Consider the following 21,484-nt stretch of genomic DNA (forward strand, 5'->3'; position numbering starts at 1 on the left):
CCGTCAGGCCACCACCGGGACCCGGCAACCGCTACAGTGAACACGCCCACGAGTGGGCACTTTCGTTGAGCACAAGCGAGCACCTTCGCTGAGCCGCATCATCACCTGGTACGCCTCGTCGATCTGCAGCACGAGCACGCGCTGCGCACCGATCCGGTCGTCCACGGCGAGAGTCACCGTGTCGGGCAACTCGTTTCCGATCGTGATCGATCCGAAGTCGGTGTGCACGGTGATCAGGTCAGTCATGACATGCCTTTCTATCAGTGAGACAGCGCGGCCTGCACGTCATTCGGTCGTGCGAGTGCCGAAAGGCCTCTTGTGTGGCCTACGAAGTGCGGTCTGGGTTCACACAAGCATCAAGACAGCACTCACACTGCGTCAGTGTCTTCTCCCCTGCTAGGAGTCCAGGTTGTTGCGGGTGGCCAGGGTGTCCGGGTGGTCCGCACCGAGCACCGCTGCTGGGACACGTTCGGGAGGACCGGGCGTAGGGGGCTGGTGCGGGCGGCTTCGCCGGATCAGAGTCGGCAGGTAGGCGCCGCGATCTGGTAGGCCGGAGCCCGGACTGCCAGCTGAATTCCCTGATCTCCATATTCTGACACTGGCATGGAGGTGAGGTGAGCTGGTCAGTCGGGAGCCGGGACTTTTGGTGGCCAATCCTTCGGCAAGACACCCCCAGGCTGAGCCCGCGCAGGACCCTCCTCCCCGGAGGCTAGTGGCCAATCCCAGGGGGCAGCGACGCCGTTCCATGCCGCCGGAGCAGAAAAGTCGATCAACCCCCCGTGGAGGTACACGCAGTTGAACGAGGTCTGCTTACCGCGGAAATGCGCCCCTATGAACGAGGTCCGCACGCTATGGAACTCCGCCGCCTCGAACAAGGTCTCCTCGCTGTGGAACTGCGCCTCCTTGAACCAGGTCTGCCGACTGACGAAGTCGACCTCGATGAACCGGGTCCGCTCGCCGTGGAACTGCGCCTCCTCGAACGAGGTCTCCCCGCTCCGGAACTCCGCCTCCTCGAACGAGGTCTCCTCGCTGTGGAACTCCGCGTTCTTGAACGTGGTCCGCTCGCCCTGGAACTGCGCAAAGTCGAACAAGGTCACCTCGCCGTAGAATCGCGACCCATCGAACGAGGTCCGCGGTCCGTGGAACTGCGCAGCTTCAAAGCAGGTCCGCTGGCCACAGAACTGCGCATGGAACCAGGTCTCCTCGCCGTGGAACTCCGCCTCCTCGAACAAGGTCTCCTCGCCATAAAAACGCGACCCGCCGAACGTGGTCCGCTGGCTATGGAACTGCGACTTCTTGAAAGTGGTCCGCTGGCTGTGGAACTGCGCCCATTCGAACGAGATCCCCCCGCCCCAGAACTGCGCCTCCTCGAACGTGGTCCACTGGCTTCGGAACTCCGCCTCCTCGAACGAGGTCTCCTCGCTGTGGAACTCCGCGTTCTTGAACGTGGTCCGCTCGCCGTGGAACTCCGCGTTCTTGAACGTGGTCCGCTCGCTGTGGAACTGCACCCGGTCGAATCTTGCCCGTCCACGAAATACACAGTTTTCGAAGTTTGCGTTTTCGAGGTAGGCGCCGGTGAAGTCGAAATCTAGATGATGCCAACTACTTCGCGCTTTCGGCTGCAGGTGCGAGGCAATGATTTGGAGGATGCTCTGTCGGACTTGGCTGTCTTCAGTGCGGTATTCGAGGTGCTTCTCGACGACGTCGTCTGCTGTTCCGGAGCGGATGATCGTCTTGGTGTGGGTTTGGTCGCGGGCACTTGGTTCGTACGGCATGCGCAGATAACTGCACAGGACGTTGATACAGGTCTGAGCCTCATGCTTCCCCACCGCCCTCTTCCTAGGCAGGGTGTACCGACGGCACTGGAGCCAGTCGACGGCCAGGGCTTCCATCGCGTAAACCCCAGCTAGCCGCACCGCGGCGGACTGGTCCGCGAGTTGCCCGGCAATCGTGGTGAAGCGATCGCGGCGGTTCGTTATCTGAAAGTGCTGCTCAGCCTGCCGACGCCCAAGCCATGTGGCACAGAAGGCGAGGATAGCTGACACCAGCAACCCCCATCCAGCGAGGACGGTTGCCGTCGGCTGGTCCAACCAGTCCTGGGCGATCCACACGGTGTCATTGTTGCCGCTCAAAGCTGTGTCCGGTTGTCGATCGGCAACGTGACGCCACTCTGCGGCCTATGTGAGGCTGGTGGAGTGACCAGGTGGACGCTCACAGTCAAGAAAGAATGAAAAGGACGATCGAAACCGTACTGGAGAGTAGGAAACCGGCAATGAAGAAGAAAGCGTTTGCCTTCATCTGCTTTTTGTCTCGCTCCTCACCCTCCTCCCGAATTTCTTCTCGGATCAGAGCTGCGACCGCATCCCGCTCCTTCTTGTTCAGAGCCGCTAGAACTTCTGCGTGCTCCGCTTCGAGCTTCAGCTTCTGAGCTGCGGCTACCTGAGCGTCTAGCTCAAGGTTCACCTCGGCCATGAGCCTCCGCGAACTTGCGATGTTGACGGCAAGTTCGCGCATTTTGTCGTCGAGGGTCGGCGGCTCAGGTTCGTGCCCGGGCTCACTCTTGCGGAGCCGACGACTGATCTGGCTGGCCACCATTCCAAAGAGACCACTACCCGCTGCAGTCAGCCCTGCTAGCAGAAGGGGCCACAATGCCTCGAAACCATCCACCTAAGTCCTGGATTCCTCTCCCAAGCAAGCGCGAGAAGACGCATTCTATGCGTTTACGGTCTTACCGTGTTGCAGCAAAGCAAGTATTCGGCGTTTTCTTACATTCCGTCCGATGCGGTATACCTCCGCCCCGGCCGGGGGTCGATGCGACCAGGGGTCTGCACCGACCCCATTCCCCTTCTCTAGTCGATGGGGTCGGTGGACAGTCGGCAGTGGAGCGTGAGGATCAGCGCCAGATTGACCAGCGGCAAGACCAGAGCGGTCAACGAAATCCATTCCATGAGGGGATTACGCAACGACATCGGTGGCCCCATCAGGTTCGGTGCGGCGCGCCAGCGACGCTCCGTCGTGTCGGCCGCAGCGAAGCGGGCACCGCATGGCAGTGGCGGGTCAGCCGTGCAACGCCGCTCTGGGTGAGTAGTAGCCACATCGGTCTGGCCAGCTTCATGTGTCGGTGCGTGGTTCCTCAGGGAAATCCGTGCACAAGCACAGGATTATGGCTCCGGCCTTACAGTTCCGGCCCCGAGGTGCGGGCCGTGTGTGGGTGGCTGGTGGTCGTGCGTGGCCGGGGGGCGGCCGTTCGGTTGCGGCGGTGTGTGGTGCGCCTGCGGCGGCTTGTGGGTGTCCTCCGCTGTGGGGTGTTGGCTCTGCTGCTTCCCTGCCTCGGTCTCGGGAGCGAGTTCGTTGTGCGGTTCGTGGTCGATGTGCTTCTGCTTCTCCGGTTCGGGGGCGTCGATGTCCGCGGTCGGCTCGGCCCAGTGATCGGCGTTCATCTGGTCGATCACCGATGTGATGTCGCGCTGGAACTTCTCGTGGGCGAGCTCGAGGGAAAGCTCTTCGTCGCGCTCGACCTCGATGGGTTCTTCTGGCGCCAGGGTGGGGGTGGTCAGTGGCTCGTGGATCTCGTTGCGGTCCGGGGAGTTTTCCAGCAGGGCATAGCTGCGATAGCTCAGTACATCCCAGTGCCTGTCGTACCGTTGTGAGGCGTCAGCGGTGCCTAATCCCGTTGGTGTGCTGGGGAGTTCTGGGGTGAAGGCCCGCTCGAGTTCGGCGGCGAAGGCTTCTCGGCCGGCGGTCCGGATGGCGGCCTCGAGCGGCAGGTCGGCCTCGGCGTCCTCGGGTGGATCGTCGTGGTAGTTCGCTGCGTGGTTGGCGGCGCGGAGCGCTTCGGGGTCGATGACGCGCCAGTCGATTGTGCGGTCGGGGCCGCTGTGGGCGAGCTGGTCGGCCATGAGCAGGACTGCGACCGACTGGACGCCTTCGGTTTCCTCCTGGATGGCGGCGATGTGGCGGCCGAGCCGGTGCGGGTCGGCGAGGGTGTGCGCGTCGGGGCCAGCGATCACCGGGCTGGTGTAGGCGGGGGTGTCGCTGATGATCGGCATGAAGTCGGTGTGCAGCTCGCGGTGGATGACACTCGCGTGTAGTTCGCTGCCGTCGCCGGTGACCTCGCGGTGGGCGAGATAGTCGGCGGTTCGCAGTGCCAGCTCCCAGGTGATGAGGCGGCGTAGCCGGGCGGGGTCGCGTTCGTCGAACGCGTTGACCGGGGCTCCGGTGTCGTAGTAAATGGTCCGTTTGTCCGCGGTGGGGTCGAACAGATCCTTGTAGCGGTCGTTCGGCGCGGGCAGTGCGGCGGCGGTGCGCTCGGCGGCGAGGGTTGAGGTGCCCTCGAGGATTCGGCGCACGGCGGCATCGTGTTCGGGGCCGTAGTCGGCGCGCTCGGCCAGTGCCAGACCGAGACGGACCAGGGCGTGCGCGCTGTCGAGTTCGGCTCCGCGTAGGACTCGTTCGCGGGGAACCTGGCGGAATGTCTCCACAGCGGTGTAGGGGCCGCTGCGGTCGCGGTCGTAGTCGCGCATCATCGCCAGGTGGCTGACCAGGGACAGGACGGGGCGTCCGGGCGCGGGCCGTTCGGGTACGTATCCCGCGTTCGGTACGACGGCGGGGGCGAGGACATCGGCGAGCAGTCGGGGGTCTCCGGCCGCGGCGGTGATGTAGCGGGCCGCGGACAAAGCGGCGAGATCGACACGGGCTGTGTCGATTTGCCATCCGGCGTTGTCTGCGATGCGCCGGAACAGTTCGTACTGGCTACGAGAGTTTCCGTCAGCGAAGGGGTGGATCTCCGTCATCCGTGCCCAATAGTCGGCCAGGCGGGTGACGAAGGTGTGGTGGTCGAGTCCGATCAGGTTGTTCTCGGCGGCAAGGTCGGCGAACAGTTCCTCGACGTCGGCGGCGGTGTCCTCGGGGCTCGAGTGCGTGATCGGAAGGTTGCCCTGCGTGGTGGGGACGGTCTTGTACTGGCCAGCCCATGAGTACAGACCATCGAACCCTCGATGATGTATCTCTCGCAGGAACTCTCCGGTGAACGTGTCCGGGGTGGGGATGCCAGCGAAATGCCACATCGCTTCGGCGAACAGTCGTTTCTCGACTGCGGCGAGTTCCTGCGCATCGGTGATGCCGAGCAGGTTCACTCGCGTATCGGTTCCGGGAATGTAGCCCTCGAGCGAAGACGATGCTGTGGTCACTCCGCGGGCCGTTCCACGCGACGGTGTGCGTTGAGGATGTCCTCGCGGGTCAGACCACCTTCGAGCTCGTCGATGATTGCTCGGGGATCTTCACCCCCGAACTCCCCTGCCATCGCGCAGGCGGCGCGGATGTGCTGTGCGACGGTCTCGCGCACCACCTCCTCGCCGAATGGGGCGAGCCGTTCTCGTAGCGACTGTCGCTCGGTGGTGTTGTCGTTGTCTGTCATGGTGTCCCCCTTGTGGTGTCGGTCGGTCGGTGCGTGAGGCAGGCGCGACTGCCGCTCCCCTCCCCCACCGGTATGTCTACTTGATGGCTCCGACGGTAGGCGCGGTGCCGATGCGGGCGCGAACGTGCTCGAGTCGGCAGGTGGCGGCGCGCTGGGCGCGGCCGATGGTGACCATGTACTCGAACAGTTCGTGTTCGGGCAGGGTTTCGGCGGCCTCGGTGATGGCGGCTCCGGCAGTGCGGAAGCTGCGGCGGTATGCGGCGCTGATGACGGCGTGGGCGTAGTAAGGGGCGGCGATGGGGTCGGCTCGTGCGGTGGTGGCGGTGGTCAAGGCGTAGGCCAGGCGGCGGCCGTGGTGTCCGGCGAGTTGGCCGTGGCGCTCGAGGTGGGCCAGGACCATTGCCGCGTCGTGGGGCTGGCCGGTGGTCACCAGGGCGGCGATGGCGTCGAACAGTTCGGCGTGGAGCGGCTGGTGGAAGTCGGCGGTGGTGAGCAGGTCCACGATGTCGGCGGCGGCATCCCGGCCGGCGAACAGCAACGCACACAACAGCAGGGTTTCCGTGTCGGCATCCGGGGGCGCGAACTCGGCGGCGCTGATGTAGCGGTCGAGGTCGGCCTGGTCGGTGAGGGTCATGCGCTGATCCGTTCGTCGAGAGCGTCGGCGGCGTCGAGTACCGGGGTCGGGTCGGGGTGGCCGATGGGCGAGGTGGCGATGGTGGCACGGGTGACGGTGCGGCCGTCGATGGTGATGGTGACTTCGCTACCGGCGGGCGCACCGTAGGCGAGCGCGAGCGTGCGCGCTGCTTCGGCGGCGTCGGATGCGGCGGCGGAGTGCGTAAAGGCGCAGCCGGAATCGGAGTGCATGACGGCGGTCGCGGTCAGGGTGGCGGTCCAGACGATCATGGCGGCGCTCCTTCGGCTTGGCGGGATTTCCCCAGGTACGGGTCCATTGTTGCTTGATAGACATGTTTTGTGAAGCTTTTCCGATGTTTTTTCTATGCTTTTTTGATTCTTTCTTGATTCATGTTCGATGACTAGGTGATGGCGCGCCGGAGTCGTCGACCGGGGCTCGATGCCCCGGTCGGCGGCCATGCGCGCCGGGGGGCTGGATCCCGGTGGGCGACCGGTACGGCCGCCCACCGGGAAGGGGTTACTGCTCGACAGCCAAGGGTGCGAGTGCGGCTGCGCGACGCTCGATGTCGGCGAGGGTGTAGCCCTGGGCTTCGATGGCGCGCAGGTAGAACTGCGACAGGTCGGAAGGCTTGCGCCAGTGCTCGGCCCCGACCTGAGACTCAAGGGCGGTCAGGATGTGGGCGCGAAGCAGGACCAGGGCGCGGGAGTCGGTCGCGGTGGCGAGCTTGGCGAGGGTGTCGGACGTGGGAAGCATTTGCTCGGCGAGGGTGCGGGCGTGATAGGCGGAGGGGATCTGCGGCCACTTCATCAGCACGGTTGCCACGAATGAGGCGGTGCCCTTGGGAGCGGTCTTGCGGGTGGTCTGCTGGGCGATCCACTGCCGGCGGACTTCGGTCGCGGCTCGCCATTCGCGATTGTTCTCGATCACCTCGCGGCGCTGGGCGGCGCGTTCCTCGGCGTCCTGCTCGGCCGGGGTGGTGCGGGCGCGGTGTTCCCACCAGGTGCGCCAGGGGGTTTCTTCGCAGCCGATGACGTGCCAGTACAGCGTGGTCTCGGTGTCCTCGACGACGTTCTCGCGGAGGATCATCCAGTCCTCGCGGGCGTCACCCTCGGGCAGCTCGTCCACGATGTCCTCTTCCTCGATCTCGTGCCCGGTCTCGCTGTCGAAGAATGAGGTGCGGAGGGAGATGTAGAGACCGAGGTGTCCGGCGGCGGCAACCTCTTCGATGGTGGGGGTATTGCCTCCTTCGTCGGTGACGCGTTCGATCAGATGACTGGTCCCCTCCCCTACTCGCTCGTTGACGGCTCCGAGAGCTACGGCGTCGATGCCGTGTTCGGCGAGGTATGCCCCGGCTCGGGCGAGAGCGGCGTTGCGTTCGGTGCGGCGCAGCCGTTCGGCGGCGAGGGCGTGGTCGAGTCGTCCGCCACGGATGGCCCATTCGATGCGGCCGACGGCGGCGGGGTCGTCGCTGAATTCGGCGATGGCTGCGGCCTGCTCGATGGTCAGCTCGCCTCGGCGTACGGCGTCGCGCTGCTCGGTCTCGCGGAGGGTCAGTGCTGCCTCGACCTCGGTGCGGGGTGCTTTGGTGCGGCGGGCGATCTTGGCGGAGTCGAGCCCGTGGTCGGCCAGGGTCTCGAACAGGGCCAGGCGCTCACCGTTGGTGATGGCGGCACGGTGTTCGTTCTCGCTCCACTGGGTCACGAGCCGATCGACGGTGGCCTCGGCGCCGTCGCGTTCGTCGCCGACGATGAGGGCGGGGATCTGGGTCAGGCCGGCCTCGAGTGCGGCGGCGGTGCGGCGGTGTCCGGTCAGCACGCGCAGGACTCCGTCGGCGGTGCGGCAGAGGGTGATGGGGATCAGGACCCCTTGTTCGGCGATGGATTCGCGGAAGGCATCGGTCAGGCGCAGGTCGTGGCGGATGTTGGAGTCGGCGAGCAGGTCGGCGGGGTTGAGGGTGACGAATTCGGCGGCGCTTCCGTTGTTGTTCATGACTCAAGTTTACATCTGTTTTGATGCTTTTTCGATGTTTATTTGAGTTGTTTTTGATGATTTTCTGGTGGCGTTAATCACACGTCTCAGCCTCTGAACTGCGGTTTTGCTTCCGAAAGACGTCGGCCCCGCCGGAGGCGGGTGGTGTCAGCGCTCTATGCGGTCGTGGATGGGCAGGATCGCGGACCGGTGGCCTAGATACTGGTCGGACAGCGCGCTGAATCTCGAGTCCGAGGTTCCGGCGTAGTTGCCTCCGAACATCCCACCCGACCCGCTTGGCCGAGCTCGTACCGGGCCGAGCTCGGCGTTCCATTCGACTCCGATCAGGGCGGCGTAGCTGCCTTCGATGAATCCGTGGCACCGAACCCTGAGGGCCACGATGGGGCGACCTCCCCCTCCCGCCGACACAGGTGCGCGCTCCATGGGGGTGCATCCGGCGGGCAGGGGCTCGACGCGTCCGGTGCGGGTGCAGCGCTCGTCGATGAGACCGACCAGAAGAAGGGTGTCGGCGGCGGCGCTGATGCCACCGTGGGTGCAGTCGCCGTCGCGGTTGGTTCGGTAGACGTCGAGTTGGAGAGGCGGTGGGCTGGTGGTCGTTCGCGTTGTCGTTCACGCGTCAAAATTGCATACTTTTTGATTATTTTTCGATGTTTTATTGGTGAATTTATGGTTCTTTACGATAACGAAGGTAACACGTTTTTGTGCTCTGACCTGCGGTTTTGTGGGTTTCGCGGGGTGCGGTGGCGGTGCTGGGGGAGCGGGTACCTCGGTCGGTCGGCGCGGCCTGGTGGACCGGGCGCGGCGGCCGGCGGGCAAGGGCGGGTTTTCCCTTGCGCGGTGGTCGGCGGGGCCGGTAGGGCCGTGGGTGGCGACCGGGCGGGGTGCACGCGGTGCACCGGCGGGAAACCGTGGGAGGGAGGCCGGGGTCCGGGGGCGGAGCCTCCGGGATCTGTAGAGGCGATGGGCGCCGACCCGGATTCGGGTCTCTGCGTCTGAACGCGGGCGGAGCGGGGGCCGGGATAGACCAAAGGCCCCGACCTGGGTCGGGGCCTTCAACGGTTGGCTCAGTCAGTCCTCGTCAGTGCTGTCGTTCTTGCTGCCGCGTGCCCGGCGCCGGCGAACCTTCTCGACGTCGGGGAAGGGCTCGCCGCCGTTGTACTCCTGCTCGAGCTCGTTGGTGTACTTCGCGATCGCGGCCTCGATGAAGCTGTTGAGGCTGCCATGTGCGCCGGGGTAGACACCTCGCAACCCCTTTTGGGCGTTGGTCGCGGCATCGATGACGGATTCGGCGAGGGTGAAGGTGCGCCGGACCAGGACGGGCTGCTGCACGACCTTCTTGGGTGCGGCGGCCGGTGCTGCGGTTTCCTCGTCGGGAGCCTCAGCGTCGAACATGCTGCGGATGTCGCTCATGACTTCTTCCTTTGTGTGATGGCGCTGGCGATGTCGTCGTAGTCGATGGTGTTTCGCCAGCCGTCCTTGACGTCGGCCAGAGATACTCCGTCTTCGACGGCCTTCTTGATCACCTCGGCGGTGCGCACCATGCCGAGGACGGGAATTCCGGCCTCGTCGAACTTGGCGGTCCACTTCTTGGCGAGCTGGGTGCCCGCTGACAATCGGTTGAGAATGGTTCCGCGTACCCAGAGGCCGGCATTCTGGCGTTTCTTGATCTTCTGGGCGAAGGCGGTCATCTTCTGCATAGCCAAGACGCTGAATTCGATCGGCTCGTTGACGACGATGAGCTGGTCGGATGCCACGAGTGCGGCCATCTCGAGGGCGTTCCTGGTGGGGGAGCAGTCGAGAAGGATGTAGTCGTAGCGATCGCGGATGGGCTGCAGGGCTTCACGCAGGACGAAGGGGCCGTCGATGGGATCGTCGGTGATGTACTTTTCCGCACTGGTGAGGTACGCATCATTGGTCGGGGCGGCGATGAGATCCACTCCGGGCCGCACCGCCTCGATGATCGCCTCGGCCGCGGGTTTTCTCGGCACCTCCGGGCGCATCTCGATGATGTGATCGGTGGTCACTGCTGCGTTGGTCCGGAGCTCGGGCCGCGACTTGGTGAGCGTGTGGCTGAGGTGCCCGGCGTTGTCCATGTCGACCAGGAGCACTTTCGCACCGGCGCGGGCGAGGGCTTCGCCGACGTTGAGGACGGTGGTGGTTTTACCCACTCCACCTTTCTCGTTGCCGATATAGATGACTGTCGCGCTCATGGCCTCCCTTTCTTGATGCGATATTACATCACTTCTGCTTCTCAACCCGTGTTTTTATGATGATTATTTGGTGCTCTTCTCGTGCGTGTTGGTTCCGGGTGACTGTTGCACCTGCTCAGGCGCGGTTTTCGTGTCCGTAGGGGTGGAATGGCGACGGCCAGGGCTCGATGCCCTGGCCGTCGGCTACCGCCGACTGTGTGTGCAGGGGCGGTGGAGTGAGTCTGGTTGCGCTCGCGGGGTTTCCGGCCCCTGGGAGCTGGGTGTGTGCGGCGCTGTTGACATCCAACACTATCTGCGGCGGCGGCGGCGTACTGGGGATCGCCGGCGTCTGGTCCGGGCTCGTGGTCGGGGCGAGAGGTCGGCGCGGCGCAGCCGCTCCTTTGGGTGATGTTCTCGGCCGGCCTCGGGGGTGTCGGCTGGCCGTGGGGTAGGCCGCTGTTCTGCGGTCGTCGCGGTCGGTAGGGTGGCCTCGGGCCCGGACCGGGGCGCTAGGTCCGCCCCGGTCCGGGCCTTGTGACATCAATTCGAGTACAAGCCGATCAACTGCCAGATGGTCCGGGCGGTCTCGCGGGGAAACTCGATGGTGATGGGCCAGTTCGCCTCCACGGTCAGTGTGGGCGCGTCCCTGGGGCCGGTGAGAACTTCGACGTATGTCCCGTCGACTCCTTCGACGGCGGCGAAGCGCAGCCGGTCGTCTCCGGCATCCCAGACCAGCATCCCGTCTTCGAGATCGGTCCACATCTCGAGCCGGTCGTCTAGGTGAATGTCGGCGTCGATGCGCTCGCATCCTGCGATGCCTGCGGCGACTTCTTTCAGTGCGGTGCGGTGCGCTTCGGTAAAGGGCATCTGGACGCGCTCACGGCGGGGGTCTCGTGCGAACAGGGCCAGGCGCGGGGCGGTGCCGTCGCTGTATTCGATCGTGGTGGTCATTGCGGTCTGTCTCCCCAAATCGGTAGTGCTGGTCAGCGGATCTCGCGGCACGTGCGGCATTCCCATCCGCGGGGGCGGAGGATGCAGGTCCGGCGTTCCTCGCAGAGCCAGCAGGTCTGGTTGGGCTTTTCTTCCTCGCCGCGCTTCTGTGCTGCGGTTCGTTCGCGTTTGACTGCGAGGCGGTATCGGTCGGATTCGGGGTCGATGTCCTCGGGTGCGGTGCGTATTCCGAGCATCATTCGGTAGGCGGCGGCGGTTTCTGCGTCGCGTTCTGCGAGGTCGGCGGCGGTGTAGCTCGGCGGCCGGTCGTGTTCCTGCAGCATGGGTCCGAAGATGGTGCGGCAGGTGTCGCAGGGGGTGAGTTCGTCTGCGACGGGTTGTTTGCATCCGGGGATGATGCATTCGGCGAACAGTGATTCGGCGGTCATGGTGTCCTCGCGGCGAGTGGGGCCCGCGGCCGCGATCGGGTCGCGGCCGCCGGGGGCGGGTTACTGGCCTGGGCGGATGGGGGTTTGGGCATCCTCGGCGCGGGCGTCGGTGATCTTGTCGTAGGGCAGTCGGTCGGTCCAGCTGTAGGCGGTGGCGACGGTGACGGACTTGGCGTTGACGCGGATTACCTTGTGCCAGGAGCCGGAGCAACTGACGAAGCATCCGGGGCGCAGATCGGCGCGGCTGTAGAGCTTGGGGCCGTCGGTGGCGTCCTGTTCGGCGCGTACTGCGGTCCAGTAGTCGATGTCGGCCTCGAGTTCGGCTTTGTTGAGCTCGAGTTGTTGCACGTGACTGCTGGTGGCGGCGGTGTGTCCGGCCTGGTGGTATTCGGCCAGGCGGCGGTCGATGCTGCGGAGCTCGGCGCTCTGGCGTTCGATGCGGCGGTGGATCACTGCGGGGGTGTAGCGGTGATCGGTGCTGCGGGCGGCGATGCGTGCGGATTCGGCGGCGGACCGGGCGGCGGCGTCGGCTTCGATGGCGGCGCGGGCGGTGGAGTGGGCGCGGTCGAGTGCGCGACGGTGGCGCGCTTCGCTGTGGTGGCCCACTTTGATGGGTTCTCCACCTTCGGGCAGGGCGTTGCAGGCGCGGTGGTGGCGGGCGTGGGCGGCTTCGGCGGCGGCGGCCTTGCGGTCGGCCTTGGCTGCGAGGGCTTCGGCGCGGTCGGCCAATCGTGTGTCTCGGTCGCGGTGGGCGTCGGCGGCGTCGCGGAAGGTGGTGTCGATGTCGGTTTCGACCTCGAACCCGGCGGCGCGCAGGGCCTCGGCGGTGCGGTCGATGCGGGCGAGCTGGGGTGCGCGGTCGCGGCTGAACGGCAGGTACCAGGCGGTGATGCTGCGTCCCCACTTCCAGCCTGTGGCCTTGAGGATCGGGGCGGTGCCGTCGCCCTTGGCGGTGCCGTCGACGATCGTTCCGCCTGTGGGGGTGTGCGTGATGGTGAGCATGTGCGGTGTCCTGTCCCGGTCGGTGGTGGGGTGGGGAGCCGGGGCGGCTCCCCACCTGGTGTTTTCGTGCGGTCAGTACTCGGCGAGGTAGTAGGGCCAATCGGGGCCGGGAACCGGGATCCATCGGGTGATGGGGCGCCAGTAGGTGCTGGTCCTGTAGGCGGTTTCTTCGTGGTGGGGGCACATCACCCATTCGCCGTCGGTGTGGGTGGCTTCGGTGAGGCAGCCGTTGTAGTCGCAGTAGGGGTCGGGAAGCTCGAGCGTCGGCCGGGTTGTGTTGTTCATCGCGTGTTTCCCTGTGTCGTCGGTGGTCAGCTCAGACCGGCCTGGAAGGCTTCGCTGATTTCGTCTTCGGTCATGCCTGCGGCGCGGGCGGCGGCCTTGATCTCGCGGGACTCGGCGAGGAGTACCGAGATGTCCTTGCCGGTCGAGACGTTCTCGAGCAGGTCCTCGACGTCGCGGCCGAGGTCGCGGAGCTTGGAGGTGATCTCTTCTTTGTTCATGACTCAAGTTTACATCTGTTTTGATGCTTTTTCGATGTTTTATTGGTGCTTTTATGGTTCTTTTATGGTGACGGTGGTCACACGTTTTCGGGCTTTGACCTGCGGTTTTGTGGGTGTCGCGGGGTGCGGTGGCGGTGGGGGTGGAGCGGGTACCTCGGTCGGTCGGCGCGGCCTGGTGGACCGGGCGCGGCGGCCGCCGGGCAAGGGCGGGTTTTCCCTTGCGCGGTGGTCGGCGGGGCCGGTAGGGCCGTGGGTGGCGACCGGGCGGGGTGCACGCGGTGCACCGGCGGGAAACCTTGGGAGGGAGGCCGGGGGTCCGGGGGCGGCGCCCCTGGGATCGGTGGACCGGATGCTCACGGCAGACGGGTCGGGCACGCTCCTGGCCAGGGCGAGGGGGCACCGTCCGCCGGCCGCGGGAGCCTACGTTTCCCGGCCCCGGTACCGAGGGGGTCATCATCCGACTGTCACACCGACCCCCGAGCACATCGCTCGTCCACGCCGGACTCGACCCGAAGGGGGTCCGGGGGCGGATCGCCCCCCGGTCAACGACCTACAAACGCGACTCGGCGCACCGAACCGGGAGGCTGCCCGAGCTCGATGCGCCGAGGTAAATCTGTTGTGCATCAGACATCACTGTTTTGCGATGTCTTTTTGATTTCTGATTGATTCTGGTTTGACGTTTTAGAATCAGTTTTCTGATGTGTTTGTGATGATCATATGGTGGCGGGTTCGTCGGCTTCGGAGAGCCAGCGGTAGACGGTGGCGATGGAGCGGTCGACTTCCTGCGCGATGACGGGGACCTCGATCCCGGCCTTGCGTCGGGCCAGTGCCCATTCGCGGCGTTCTTCGTGGGAGTGGAAGGTGGGGGTCGGGTCGGCCTCGTGGTGAGTCTCGAGCAGTTCGGCGAGGGGCACTTCGAGCTGGGGGGTGAGAGTGTCGGCGGTCGTGGTGCGGTTCTGTTGGACGGCCGGCGCTTCGCACACGGTCTCGGTGGTTGCGCGGTTCTGGTCGGTGTTCTCGGTGCGGGCCTCGGGCACGGTCGCATTCTCGTCCACGGTCTTGTGCTGCGAAGAGGCCTCGGCTGCGCTCTCGGTGTGAGTCTCGGTGACCGTCTCGGTGGGGGAGGTGGCGCGACGGCCTTGAACGGTCAACGCGTGCGTGGATGCGAGCAGTGAGATCGGAGGGAGGGTGGCGATCACGGCGGCGAGAACGGGGTTGAAGCCGGGGGCGTGGGTGAGAACGGCGTGGATCGCGTTGCCTGCGATGGAGACGGTGGCGGCGCCGATGAGAATCTTCCAGAAGAATCGGCGCGCATCCGGGTCGTGGCGGCGGGAGACGACGCCCATCGTCGCTTGGAGGATGGTTCCGTCGACGATGACGGGGAACAAGAAGGCGATTTCCCGAGGTTGGCCGGCTTGGATGCACAGGTCGCGGAGCGCGATGAAGCTGAGAATGAATCCGGCTGCTCCGATTACCACGGTGATGGCGATTCCTGCGCACCACATGAAGCCGCTGACTGTTGTCGCATTCGCGGGTGCGGAGGCGTTCTTGTTCTTGCGTCGCTTCATCGCTTTCATGGTTCCCATAATAACAATGGGAACCATGAAATGAGAAGTGCTGTCTCGCATAAGAGTTGCAGGTCACGGCACGGTTCTCATTCGAGAACGCGGAGTGAGAGGACTGCGTCCCGACCGAGTGTGGCGTGTGAGTCGGTCGGGAGGCTTCCGAGTCGCACCGGCGGGGCCGGGATGTCTCCAGCCGGCAGAACTGGTTCTCCGAGAACGCCTCCGGCCCGGACCGGAGGCGAACATCGCGTCTCCCGCGAGCAGTCCCGGGTCAGATGCCGAAGAACAGCGCGCCGGCGCCGATCGCGGCGGCAACGGCCGCACAGTAGCCGAAGAAGGCTGCGCCGGCTGCCTGCGATCCTCGCTGCCGACCGGCGATGAGGACACCGATCGTGACGAGTCCTGCGATGAGCAGCAGCCACCAGAATGCGTCGGCCTTCCCGACCAGCTCGCGCAGGAAGGGCGGAGCCTCCGGTTCGACGGTCACGCCGGCCTGGGCATACAGGTAGAGCTCGTCCACGGTGTTCGTCCCCCCTCGCTGGATTGATGGGCGTTCCGGTCGGCACTGTGTCATGAGGTACCGACGGCCCGGTTCTTGCGGGGCCGGTCTTATCTGGCGCTGCCAGGTGGGGACGGTGACGACGGCGAGAGTCCGGCTGCGTCTCCACGGATGGGGAATGCGAATGAGGCTGGATGGGTGTACCGGCCAGGATCGCGGGTTCTCGCAGCGGTTCGAAGGTGAGGTCAGCTGCGAGAAGGACGAGCGGGATCGCGATGGTTCACGTTCGGCCCGTTCCTTGCGTGATTTTCGACGGTGGGGCCGTTCTCGCCGGGTTTCTCGGCGTGTTCGCATATGCGTGTTCACCGCCGCACTGCTTGTTGTCACGTTTCCCGTAGCAACAATGGGAATTCTGAGAGTCTCATGCTCATACCGGCCACGAGTCCGGGGCCGGTATGAGAGCGCAGCGATTCTTATCGTGTTCGGCGGCCGCGGAGCGGCTGCACGGCCTGGCGGTCAGGCGCGGTTCCAGCGGCCGACGCCGGTCTGGGCAGTGGATTTGATTTCTCCGGCGGCCGGGGTGTCCCACGGGCGGCCGTTGTTGTGTTCGGCTTCAAGCCGCTCGATCTTCTCGAGAACGGCTGCTTCAAGGAATTCGCCGAAGGTGCTCGGGGGGAGGACTGCGCGGGTGCCGAGGTAGGCGGCGCGGATTCGTTCGGCCTGATCGGTGTGGAAACCGAGCTTGGGGCGTGGGGTGCGCGAGGTATTGGTCATCGCTGGTTCTTCTCGTCCGTGCGGCCGGGGGCGTTGCGTCCGACACCGGTCTGGGAAAGGGACTTGAGCTCGCCCCGGCTGGGGGTGCGCCAGGGCCGGCCTTTGTTGTGGGCACGCTCGAGACGTCCGGTGGCCTCGAGCAACAAGTCGGTGATGAACTCGCTGAGGGTGGCCGGGGGAAAGACGGCGCGCGTGCCGACGTAGGCGGCGCGTATCCGGTTGGCGTCGGCTTCGCTGATGTCGAAGGCCATGCGCTTTTTCCCGGTCATGGTTCTCATCGTAACTTCGGGTGCAGGTTCGACTCGGTGGCCTCGGGGTGTGGACCTATCAGCGGATGCGACGTCCGAAACGGTCCTTACGGGCGGTACTCACCGTGGTGGTGCCGCGGCGGGCCTCGAGTACGCGGCGAATCTCGGCGTAGGCGGTGGTTCGGGTCTGTTCGCTGGCCGGGGGGTTGGCGGCACGTTCAGCGAGTTCGGCTGCACGGGCCGCGGCACGTTCGGCCTGGATCTGAGTGCGGCGCTCGGCGGGGGTGGGTCCGGACCACACGTCGGCGAGGGCGCCGAGCTGCCAGCGCAGGAAGGCCGTCGGGGACGCTAGGTGCGGCATGGTGCGGTCGCGGCGGAATTCGGTGATCCGGTCGGCAATGGCGTCGCCGGTCCAGCGGGTGGTGTCGATGCCCGCGTCGATGAGGGCATCGGTGATAGCTCCGATGTGCTGGTGGTCGGTGCCGGGTACGTGGTGGCCGTGGCGGTCGACGCCTCGGTAGCCGGGCATGACCGGTGCGATCCGGTCGGCCAGGCGTGCAGCGGCGATCTGAGCGTGCAACGGCCGCGGTTGTCCCGGCGCCTTCGTCGAGGCCCGTGCGCGGCGCGAAGCGCGCGCGTTGGTGATTACTCGAGAACAAGAGATACCCGTAGAACCCAAGGGGTTCTCCGGTAGATCCGCATGATTCGGAAACTGTGGATAAACCGAAAGATCTGCGGTGAACCCGCTGGTCAAGGCCCACACGGAGGCCGCGCGGAGTTGTTTACCGCCGTGGGTGAGGCTGGCTTCGATGCGTTCGGCGATGGTGAGGTAGCGGCCGCGGACGAGTTCGACCGCGGCTCCAATGCGGCGGAGGATCCGGCGGGCGCGGTCGAGAACGTCGGTGCTGATGCCTGCGTATTCAGCGAGGGTGTCGCGGGCGGCGGTGAGGCTGCGGCCGGTGGCTTCGTCGGCGTAGGCGGCGTGGGCTCCGGCTGCGGCGATGAACTTGTCCGGCGCGATGTGGTGTTGGCTGCAGATTTTGATGCCGCTCTCGCTGCGCGCCCAGGTGATGATCTGGCGCATCCAGCCGGCGCGGGAGTCCCAAACGGGGATGGGGGAGTAGGCGCCATCGGCAACGTGGAGGCTGTAGCTGCCGCGACGGCGACCGCGACGGGTCTTGGGGGCGGCGCGGCCCGGGCCGCGGTCGCGCGGTGCATGCGTGCTCCGTCGGGGGCGACACGCGGGGATGTGATTTGAAGGGGAAGTTGAACCAAACGAGCAGTGCTCGCTAATATGCATAGCGAAGACTTTCTGAGCGGAAAGTTGAATGCCCGAAACGTTTGGCGACCGATCGGGCAGATATTTGGTTGGGAAACCCTCCACCCTGGCAGGTGGGGGGTTTTCTGCTTCTGAGGGCGGGCTAGTTGGCGGCTAGCGTCCCTCTCTGGTGGCGTTTACACGGGCACCGCCTTGATCTCGCGAGCAAGGTCCGGCCGACCCGCCTGAAGGGCGAGGAGGTCGGCGACGTACTGGGACAGCGCAACCTTGGCGTCCCCGGCGTCCTTGCGGAGCTGTTCGTGCAGCTCAGCCGGGATACGAAGAGTCATCGCGGCGCGGTCACCCTTATGTGGCTGTGCCATGCGTAAACCCCCGTTCTTCAAGATCGGCCCATGAATCTGCCTCAGATTAGCGGGCCGGCCCGCCGTTGTCAGTTACCCACGTGCATCGGCGTGGCGCGTGTCGACTAGTGGGACATGGGCCGAGGCGTGGGAGGGGGACGACGGGAGGGTGCGGTGTGGGTCACACAGACTGTGGGGCACACTCTCAGAAATGGCGTCACCGCAGCTTTCAGCGAGCAGCCCCGCGAGCACCACCGACCCCCAACCGATCCCGCGACCTCGGTGGAGACTGCCGCTGCTGGGTGATCTGCTCAGCATCGACGTCGCCAAACCGGTCCAGCACGAGATGCAGATGGCGCGGGAACTCGGCGGGATTTTCGAGCGCAAGATCCTGCAGCATCGGCTGGTCGTGGTCTCCGGGGCCGACCTGGTGCGGGAGGTCAACGACGAGGAGAAGTGGGCGAAGTTCCTCGGCAAGCCGCTCCGCAAACTCCGTGTTATCGCTGGTGATGGGTTGTTCACGGCATTCAATTCGGAACCGAATTGGCACAAGGCCCACAACATCCTCGGCCCGGGTTTCAGCCAGGCCGCGATGCGCAGCTACCACGACTCGATGCTCACGGTGATCGATCAACTGCTGCACTCCTGGGATGAGGCAGCCTCGGACGGCCGCTATGTCGACGTGCCGCAGGGCATGACGTCGCTGACCTTCGACGTGATCGGGCGATGCGGGTTCAGCTACGACTTCGACTCGTTCAACCGGGCCGAACCCGATCCGTTCATCGAGGCGATGAGCCGGGCCCTCGAGTACATCAACCGTTCCTCGAACGACATCCCGATCCTGCGCGCCCTGTTCGGCCGCAGCGCTCGGGAGCAGCACGCCCGCGACATCGCGTTGATGCAGGATACCGTCGATCGCATCGTCGAGGAGCGGATGCGCTCGGACGACAGGCACCCCGATCTGCTGGATCTGATGATGCACACCGCCGACCCGGACACCGGTGAGCAGCTCGATCGCGAAGCGATCCGCAACCAGGTGCTTACCTTCCTGGTGGCGGGCAACGAGACCACGGCGGCCACCCTGGGCTTCGCCATCCATTTCCTGAGCCGGAATCCCGAGGTCGTGGCGAAGGCACGCGCCGAGATCGCCGAGGTCGTCGGGGTCGAGGGGCAGATCGGTTACGAGCAGGTCGCCAAGCTGCGCTATGTGCGGCGGGTGGTGGACGAGACGCTGCGGCTGTGGCCGGCCGCGCCAGGCTACTTCCGCAAGGTGCGCGGTGAGACGTCGCTCGGCGGACGGACGCTGCCGCCGGGGTCGTGGGTGTTCGTGCTGCTGCCGCAGCTGCACCGCGACCCTCTGTGGGGCGAAGACCCCGAGCGGTTCGATCCGGACCGATTCGAACCCGAGGCGGTGCGGAAGCGGCCGGCACACATCTTCAAGCCGTGGGGCACCGGAATCCGGGCATGCATCGGCCGGCAGTTCGCCCTGCACGAAGCGGTGCTCACGCTCGCGTCGCTGATCCGGCGATACGACTTCGCTCCCGAACCGGGCTACGAACTCGACGTTCACGAAGCGATCACTCTCAAGCCGCGAGGGTTGCAGGTCATGCTCTCGCTTCGTTGACGAATCGGGTTGGCCGGTATGTTCCTCCCTGGGCAGCTGCACTGTGCCCGAACTCGGGGGAGGTTATAAGTTAATGGTAATTCTCAACACGTGGCATCTTGTCGAGACGTTGGTTGACGAGGAGATGTCCGTTGTCAGCTGCGGCGGAGCGGTTCGAGACTGGGCGTCGGTGACCAGACAAGTTCAGCCGGCCCCGGATCTTCCGATCACGCCGATCATTCACGAAGCGGTTCGCACTCGCCGGGCGGTCAGGATCGATGTGCGCTCCCGCAAGGGGGCGCAGAAGACGTTTCACATCGAAGCACTGCCGGTCCTCGGCCCCAGTGGTGAGGCGCACGGCGTCCAGGTGTGGGTCGGTGAACCCGGCCAGGTCCCGAGCCCGCCTCGAATCGTGGCCGGTATCGCGTGGGAACTGGAACGCATGGTGATCGGTCAGACGGTCGAAGCGTCGATGATGTCGGGTGTGCTGCCGGAAGCGCATGTCCCGGAACGGACCCCTGCGGAGTACATCGCCAAGGCCGTGAAGTTCGACGATTCGGCCTCGTTGTTCGAGTTGGGGATCGATCCGGTGCACGGTCGCAAGTGGGAGGCACCGATGTCGGTTCTCCACGCCGACGGCCGCGTAATGCGCTGGTACTGCTGGGGCAAGGGTCGCACCGATCCGGGCAACGTCGGCATTCGACTGCTCTGGCATGACGTGTCCGATGCGACTCCGCCGGAGTTGCCGACGTTGAGCGAGCTCGGAATGCAGGAGATGCTGCGAACCGCTGGGGTCTACACCGGCGTGTTCGCCGCCGAGTTGGCTGTTCTGACCATGTGGCTTCCCGATGCTCCGCCCTGGGTGACTTGGCGGAACGTCAGTGGCGGAAACGACATCGTTCACCCTGACGACCGGTCCATTCTTGCGGAAGCGCTCGCGGCCTTTCGCTCGGGTGATGCCGGTCCTCGATCTGCTCGGGCTCGCCTTCGCTCCGAATCTGGATGGCGAACAGCGCAATTGTCGATCAGCCCGTATCCCGGACCTCTCAGCGACCGTCTCGTGCTCGTGCAGGTGGCGGTGCCGGCCGGCGAGTTCGGTGCGCCCGCAGGGGAATTGCGTGGGTCCGATCGGGGGCGCCTGGGAGGGTAGGTCGGTCCCCCAGATACCTGCGGTGATCTGGTAGTTTGTCTTGCGCGTCCCCGCCCGTGGGGATTTCCTGAGGCTTGTCGACTCGGCCTCGGATGTAGCACAGCCGGTTTCGGCCGTCTCCGCATGTCTGCGTGAGGCGGGCTGCTATCTCCGCGGGGGGAGTCCAGACGTGGTAATCCGTACGTTCCGTATGTCGACACACAGCGTGTCGCGCGCGTCAGACCGGCGTGCCCGGCGGTCGGGTTCGGGAACGTTCGTAGGCGGCACGGATCTCGGCTGTGTCCACACCCAAGGCTTTGGCCAGTCGCTCGGCAATCGCTTCGCGCAGCGACGTTTCCCCCAGTTCCAGGCTGCTGAGCGAGGCCGTGGAAATGCCGACCTCGAGCGCCAATTGGGGCTGGGTCAGGCCGGCCTGGACTCGCAGATCGCCCAGGTACCGCTCGTGCGGGGGTATCCGCACCAGCTCGGACATCGGGACTTCGAGGGCTTTGACCACTCGGGCCAACCGGTCTACCTGTGGAGTGGCCTGCCCGGATTCCCAGGCGCGAACGGCCGCCACGCTCACTTCGGCGAATCTCGCCAGGTCGCCACGGGTGTAGCCCTTCTTCGTCCGCAGATCGATCAGCCTCTCCCGGTCGAAACCCCGAAGAGGCCGTCTCGTCATGCCCGCAACCTTTCCACGACGGATAACACTGCCCTACAGGAATGGCCTGCGTCATCTTCCACTTGAATAAAGTTTGTTGTAGTGTTCCGGAATAGAGTTTCAACCGAAGGGTTTCGCTGCGAAGGAGGTAGCTATCGGCTGAGCCGGGTGTGCGCCTCTGGCTGGCAACCAGAGTGCGGAGCCGCGGTGAGGCCACCGGCAAAGAGGGAAAACCCCGGACACGTGTCAGTGATTGGCGTCGGTGTCACG

The 21,484-nt window shown here is 65.4% G+C and carries 24 protein-coding genes; 2 read left to right on the top strand and 22 right to left on the bottom strand.

Annotated features, from left to right (window positions below):
• Window positions 1-3 precede the first annotated feature (3 nt).
• From ACWDUD_RS25010 to ACWDUD_RS25110, 21 genes are all read right to left on the bottom strand, one after another.
• Window positions 4-246, bottom strand: coding sequence for a hypothetical protein (locus tag ACWDUD_RS25010; protein WP_450111042.1), 243 nt, complete (start codon window positions 244-246; stop codon window positions 4-6).
• A 377-nt stretch (window positions 247-623) separates the two neighbouring features.
• Window positions 624-2,111, bottom strand: coding sequence for a pentapeptide repeat-containing protein (locus tag ACWDUD_RS25015; RefSeq protein ID WP_450111043.1), 1,488 nt, complete (start codon window positions 2,109-2,111; stop codon window positions 624-626).
• 106 nt (window positions 2,112-2,217) lie between these two features.
• A complete protein-coding gene (locus tag ACWDUD_RS25020; RefSeq protein WP_450111044.1) occupies window positions 2,218-2,667 on the bottom strand; it encodes a hypothetical protein in 450 nt (149 codons plus the stop codon).
• A gap of 494 nt (window positions 2,668-3,161) precedes the next feature.
• Window positions 3,162-5,189 carry a Fic family protein gene (locus tag ACWDUD_RS25025; protein ID WP_450111045.1) on the bottom strand — a complete coding sequence of 676 codons (2,028 nt, stop codon included), beginning with the start codon at window positions 5,187-5,189 and terminating at the stop codon, window positions 3,162-3,164.
• Window positions 5,186-5,416, bottom strand: coding sequence for a hypothetical protein (locus ACWDUD_RS25030; protein ID WP_450111046.1), 231 nt, complete (start codon window positions 5,414-5,416; stop codon window positions 5,186-5,188). The genes ACWDUD_RS25025 and ACWDUD_RS25030 overlap by 4 nt, the downstream gene beginning before the upstream one ends.
• Before the next feature lie 76 nt (window positions 5,417-5,492).
• The gene (locus ACWDUD_RS25035) at window positions 5,493-6,050 is read right to left on the bottom strand and encodes a DnaB-like helicase N-terminal domain-containing protein (RefSeq protein ID WP_450111047.1); all 558 of its coding nucleotides are present in this window, start codon (window positions 6,048-6,050) and stop codon (window positions 5,493-5,495) included.
• Window positions 6,047-6,319 carry a hypothetical protein gene (locus ACWDUD_RS25040; protein ID WP_450111048.1) on the bottom strand — a complete coding sequence of 91 codons (273 nt, stop codon included), beginning with the start codon at window positions 6,317-6,319 and terminating at the stop codon, window positions 6,047-6,049. The genes ACWDUD_RS25035 and ACWDUD_RS25040 overlap by 4 nt, the downstream gene beginning before the upstream one ends.
• Before the next feature lie 247 nt (window positions 6,320-6,566).
• Entirely contained in the window at window positions 6,567-8,039 is a 1,473-nt protein-coding gene (locus tag ACWDUD_RS25045; RefSeq protein ID WP_450111049.1) for a ParB/RepB/Spo0J family partition protein, read from the bottom strand.
• Window positions 8,040-9,107: 1,068 nt separating this feature from the next.
• Window positions 9,108-9,449, bottom strand: a complete 342-nt coding sequence (locus ACWDUD_RS25050; RefSeq protein ID WP_450111050.1) for a hypothetical protein — start codon at window positions 9,447-9,449, stop codon at window positions 9,108-9,110.
• Window positions 9,446-10,249 (bottom strand): ParA family protein, encoded by an 804-nt coding sequence (locus tag ACWDUD_RS25055; protein WP_248675609.1) that lies wholly within the window; start codon window positions 10,247-10,249, stop codon window positions 9,446-9,448. Before ACWDUD_RS25055 ends, ACWDUD_RS25050 begins: the two co-directional genes overlap by 4 nt.
• Before the next feature lie 519 nt (window positions 10,250-10,768).
• A complete protein-coding gene (locus ACWDUD_RS25060) occupies window positions 10,769-11,239 on the bottom strand; it encodes a hypothetical protein (protein ID WP_450111051.1) in 471 nt (156 codons plus the stop codon).
• Window positions 11,212-11,607 (bottom strand): hypothetical protein, encoded by a 396-nt coding sequence (locus tag ACWDUD_RS25065; protein ID WP_450111052.1) that lies wholly within the window; start codon window positions 11,605-11,607, stop codon window positions 11,212-11,214. Before ACWDUD_RS25065 ends, ACWDUD_RS25060 begins: the two co-directional genes overlap by 28 nt.
• Window positions 11,608-11,667: 60 nt before the next feature.
• The gene (locus ACWDUD_RS25070; protein ID WP_450111053.1) at window positions 11,668-12,609 is read right to left on the bottom strand and encodes a DUF3560 domain-containing protein; all 942 of its coding nucleotides are present in this window, start codon (window positions 12,607-12,609) and stop codon (window positions 11,668-11,670) included.
• Between the two features lie 72 nt (window positions 12,610-12,681).
• The gene (locus ACWDUD_RS25075; RefSeq protein WP_450111054.1) at window positions 12,682-12,894 is read right to left on the bottom strand and encodes a hypothetical protein; all 213 of its coding nucleotides are present in this window, start codon (window positions 12,892-12,894) and stop codon (window positions 12,682-12,684) included.
• Between the two features lie 26 nt (window positions 12,895-12,920).
• Window positions 12,921-13,112: a hypothetical protein gene (locus ACWDUD_RS25080; RefSeq protein ID WP_450111055.1), complete on the bottom strand. Its 192-nt coding sequence runs from the start codon at window positions 13,110-13,112 to the stop codon at window positions 12,921-12,923.
• A gap of 713 nt (window positions 13,113-13,825) precedes the next feature.
• Window positions 13,826-14,689, bottom strand: a complete 864-nt coding sequence (locus tag ACWDUD_RS25085) for a DUF2637 domain-containing protein (RefSeq protein ID WP_450111056.1) — start codon at window positions 14,687-14,689, stop codon at window positions 13,826-13,828.
• A gap of 259 nt (window positions 14,690-14,948) precedes the next feature.
• Window positions 14,949-15,197, bottom strand: coding sequence for a hypothetical protein (locus tag ACWDUD_RS25090; protein ID WP_450111057.1), 249 nt, complete (start codon window positions 15,195-15,197; stop codon window positions 14,949-14,951).
• A 495-nt stretch (window positions 15,198-15,692) separates the two neighbouring features.
• The gene (locus tag ACWDUD_RS25095) at window positions 15,693-15,950 is read right to left on the bottom strand and encodes a ParB family protein (protein WP_248676056.1); all 258 of its coding nucleotides are present in this window, start codon (window positions 15,948-15,950) and stop codon (window positions 15,693-15,695) included.
• Window positions 15,947-16,219 carry a ParB family protein gene (locus ACWDUD_RS25100; RefSeq protein WP_450111058.1) on the bottom strand — a complete coding sequence of 91 codons (273 nt, stop codon included), beginning with the start codon at window positions 16,217-16,219 and terminating at the stop codon, window positions 15,947-15,949. The genes ACWDUD_RS25095 and ACWDUD_RS25100 overlap by 4 nt, the downstream gene beginning before the upstream one ends.
• A 58-nt stretch (window positions 16,220-16,277) precedes the next feature.
• On the bottom strand, window positions 16,278-17,282 hold the full coding sequence (locus tag ACWDUD_RS25105) for a replication protein (RefSeq protein ID WP_450111059.1): 1,005 nt from the start codon (window positions 17,280-17,282) through the stop codon (window positions 16,278-16,280).
• 371 nt (window positions 17,283-17,653) lie between these two features.
• Window positions 17,654-17,839, bottom strand: coding sequence for a toxin-antitoxin system (locus ACWDUD_RS25110; protein ID WP_248676052.1), 186 nt, complete (start codon window positions 17,837-17,839; stop codon window positions 17,654-17,656).
• A gap of 190 nt (window positions 17,840-18,029) precedes the next feature.
• Here ACWDUD_RS25110 and ACWDUD_RS25115 point away from each other — a divergent pair, with 190 nt between their 5' ends.
• Window positions 18,030-19,442: a cytochrome P450 gene (locus tag ACWDUD_RS25115; protein ID WP_450111060.1), complete on the top strand. Its 1,413-nt coding sequence runs from the start codon at window positions 18,030-18,032 to the stop codon at window positions 19,440-19,442.
• A gap of 43 nt (window positions 19,443-19,485) precedes the next feature.
• A complete protein-coding gene (locus tag ACWDUD_RS25120; protein ID WP_450111061.1) occupies window positions 19,486-20,571 on the top strand; it encodes a GAF domain-containing protein in 1,086 nt (361 codons plus the stop codon).
• 217 nt (window positions 20,572-20,788) lie between these two features.
• Here the strand turns inward: ACWDUD_RS25120 and ACWDUD_RS25125 are convergent, their stop codons facing one another.
• A complete protein-coding gene (locus ACWDUD_RS25125; protein WP_248676062.1) occupies window positions 20,789-21,235 on the bottom strand; it encodes a helix-turn-helix transcriptional regulator in 447 nt (148 codons plus the stop codon).
• Window positions 21,236-21,484 lie beyond the last annotated feature (249 nt).

Source organism: Rhodococcus sp. NPDC003382 (genome assembly GCF_053589135.1).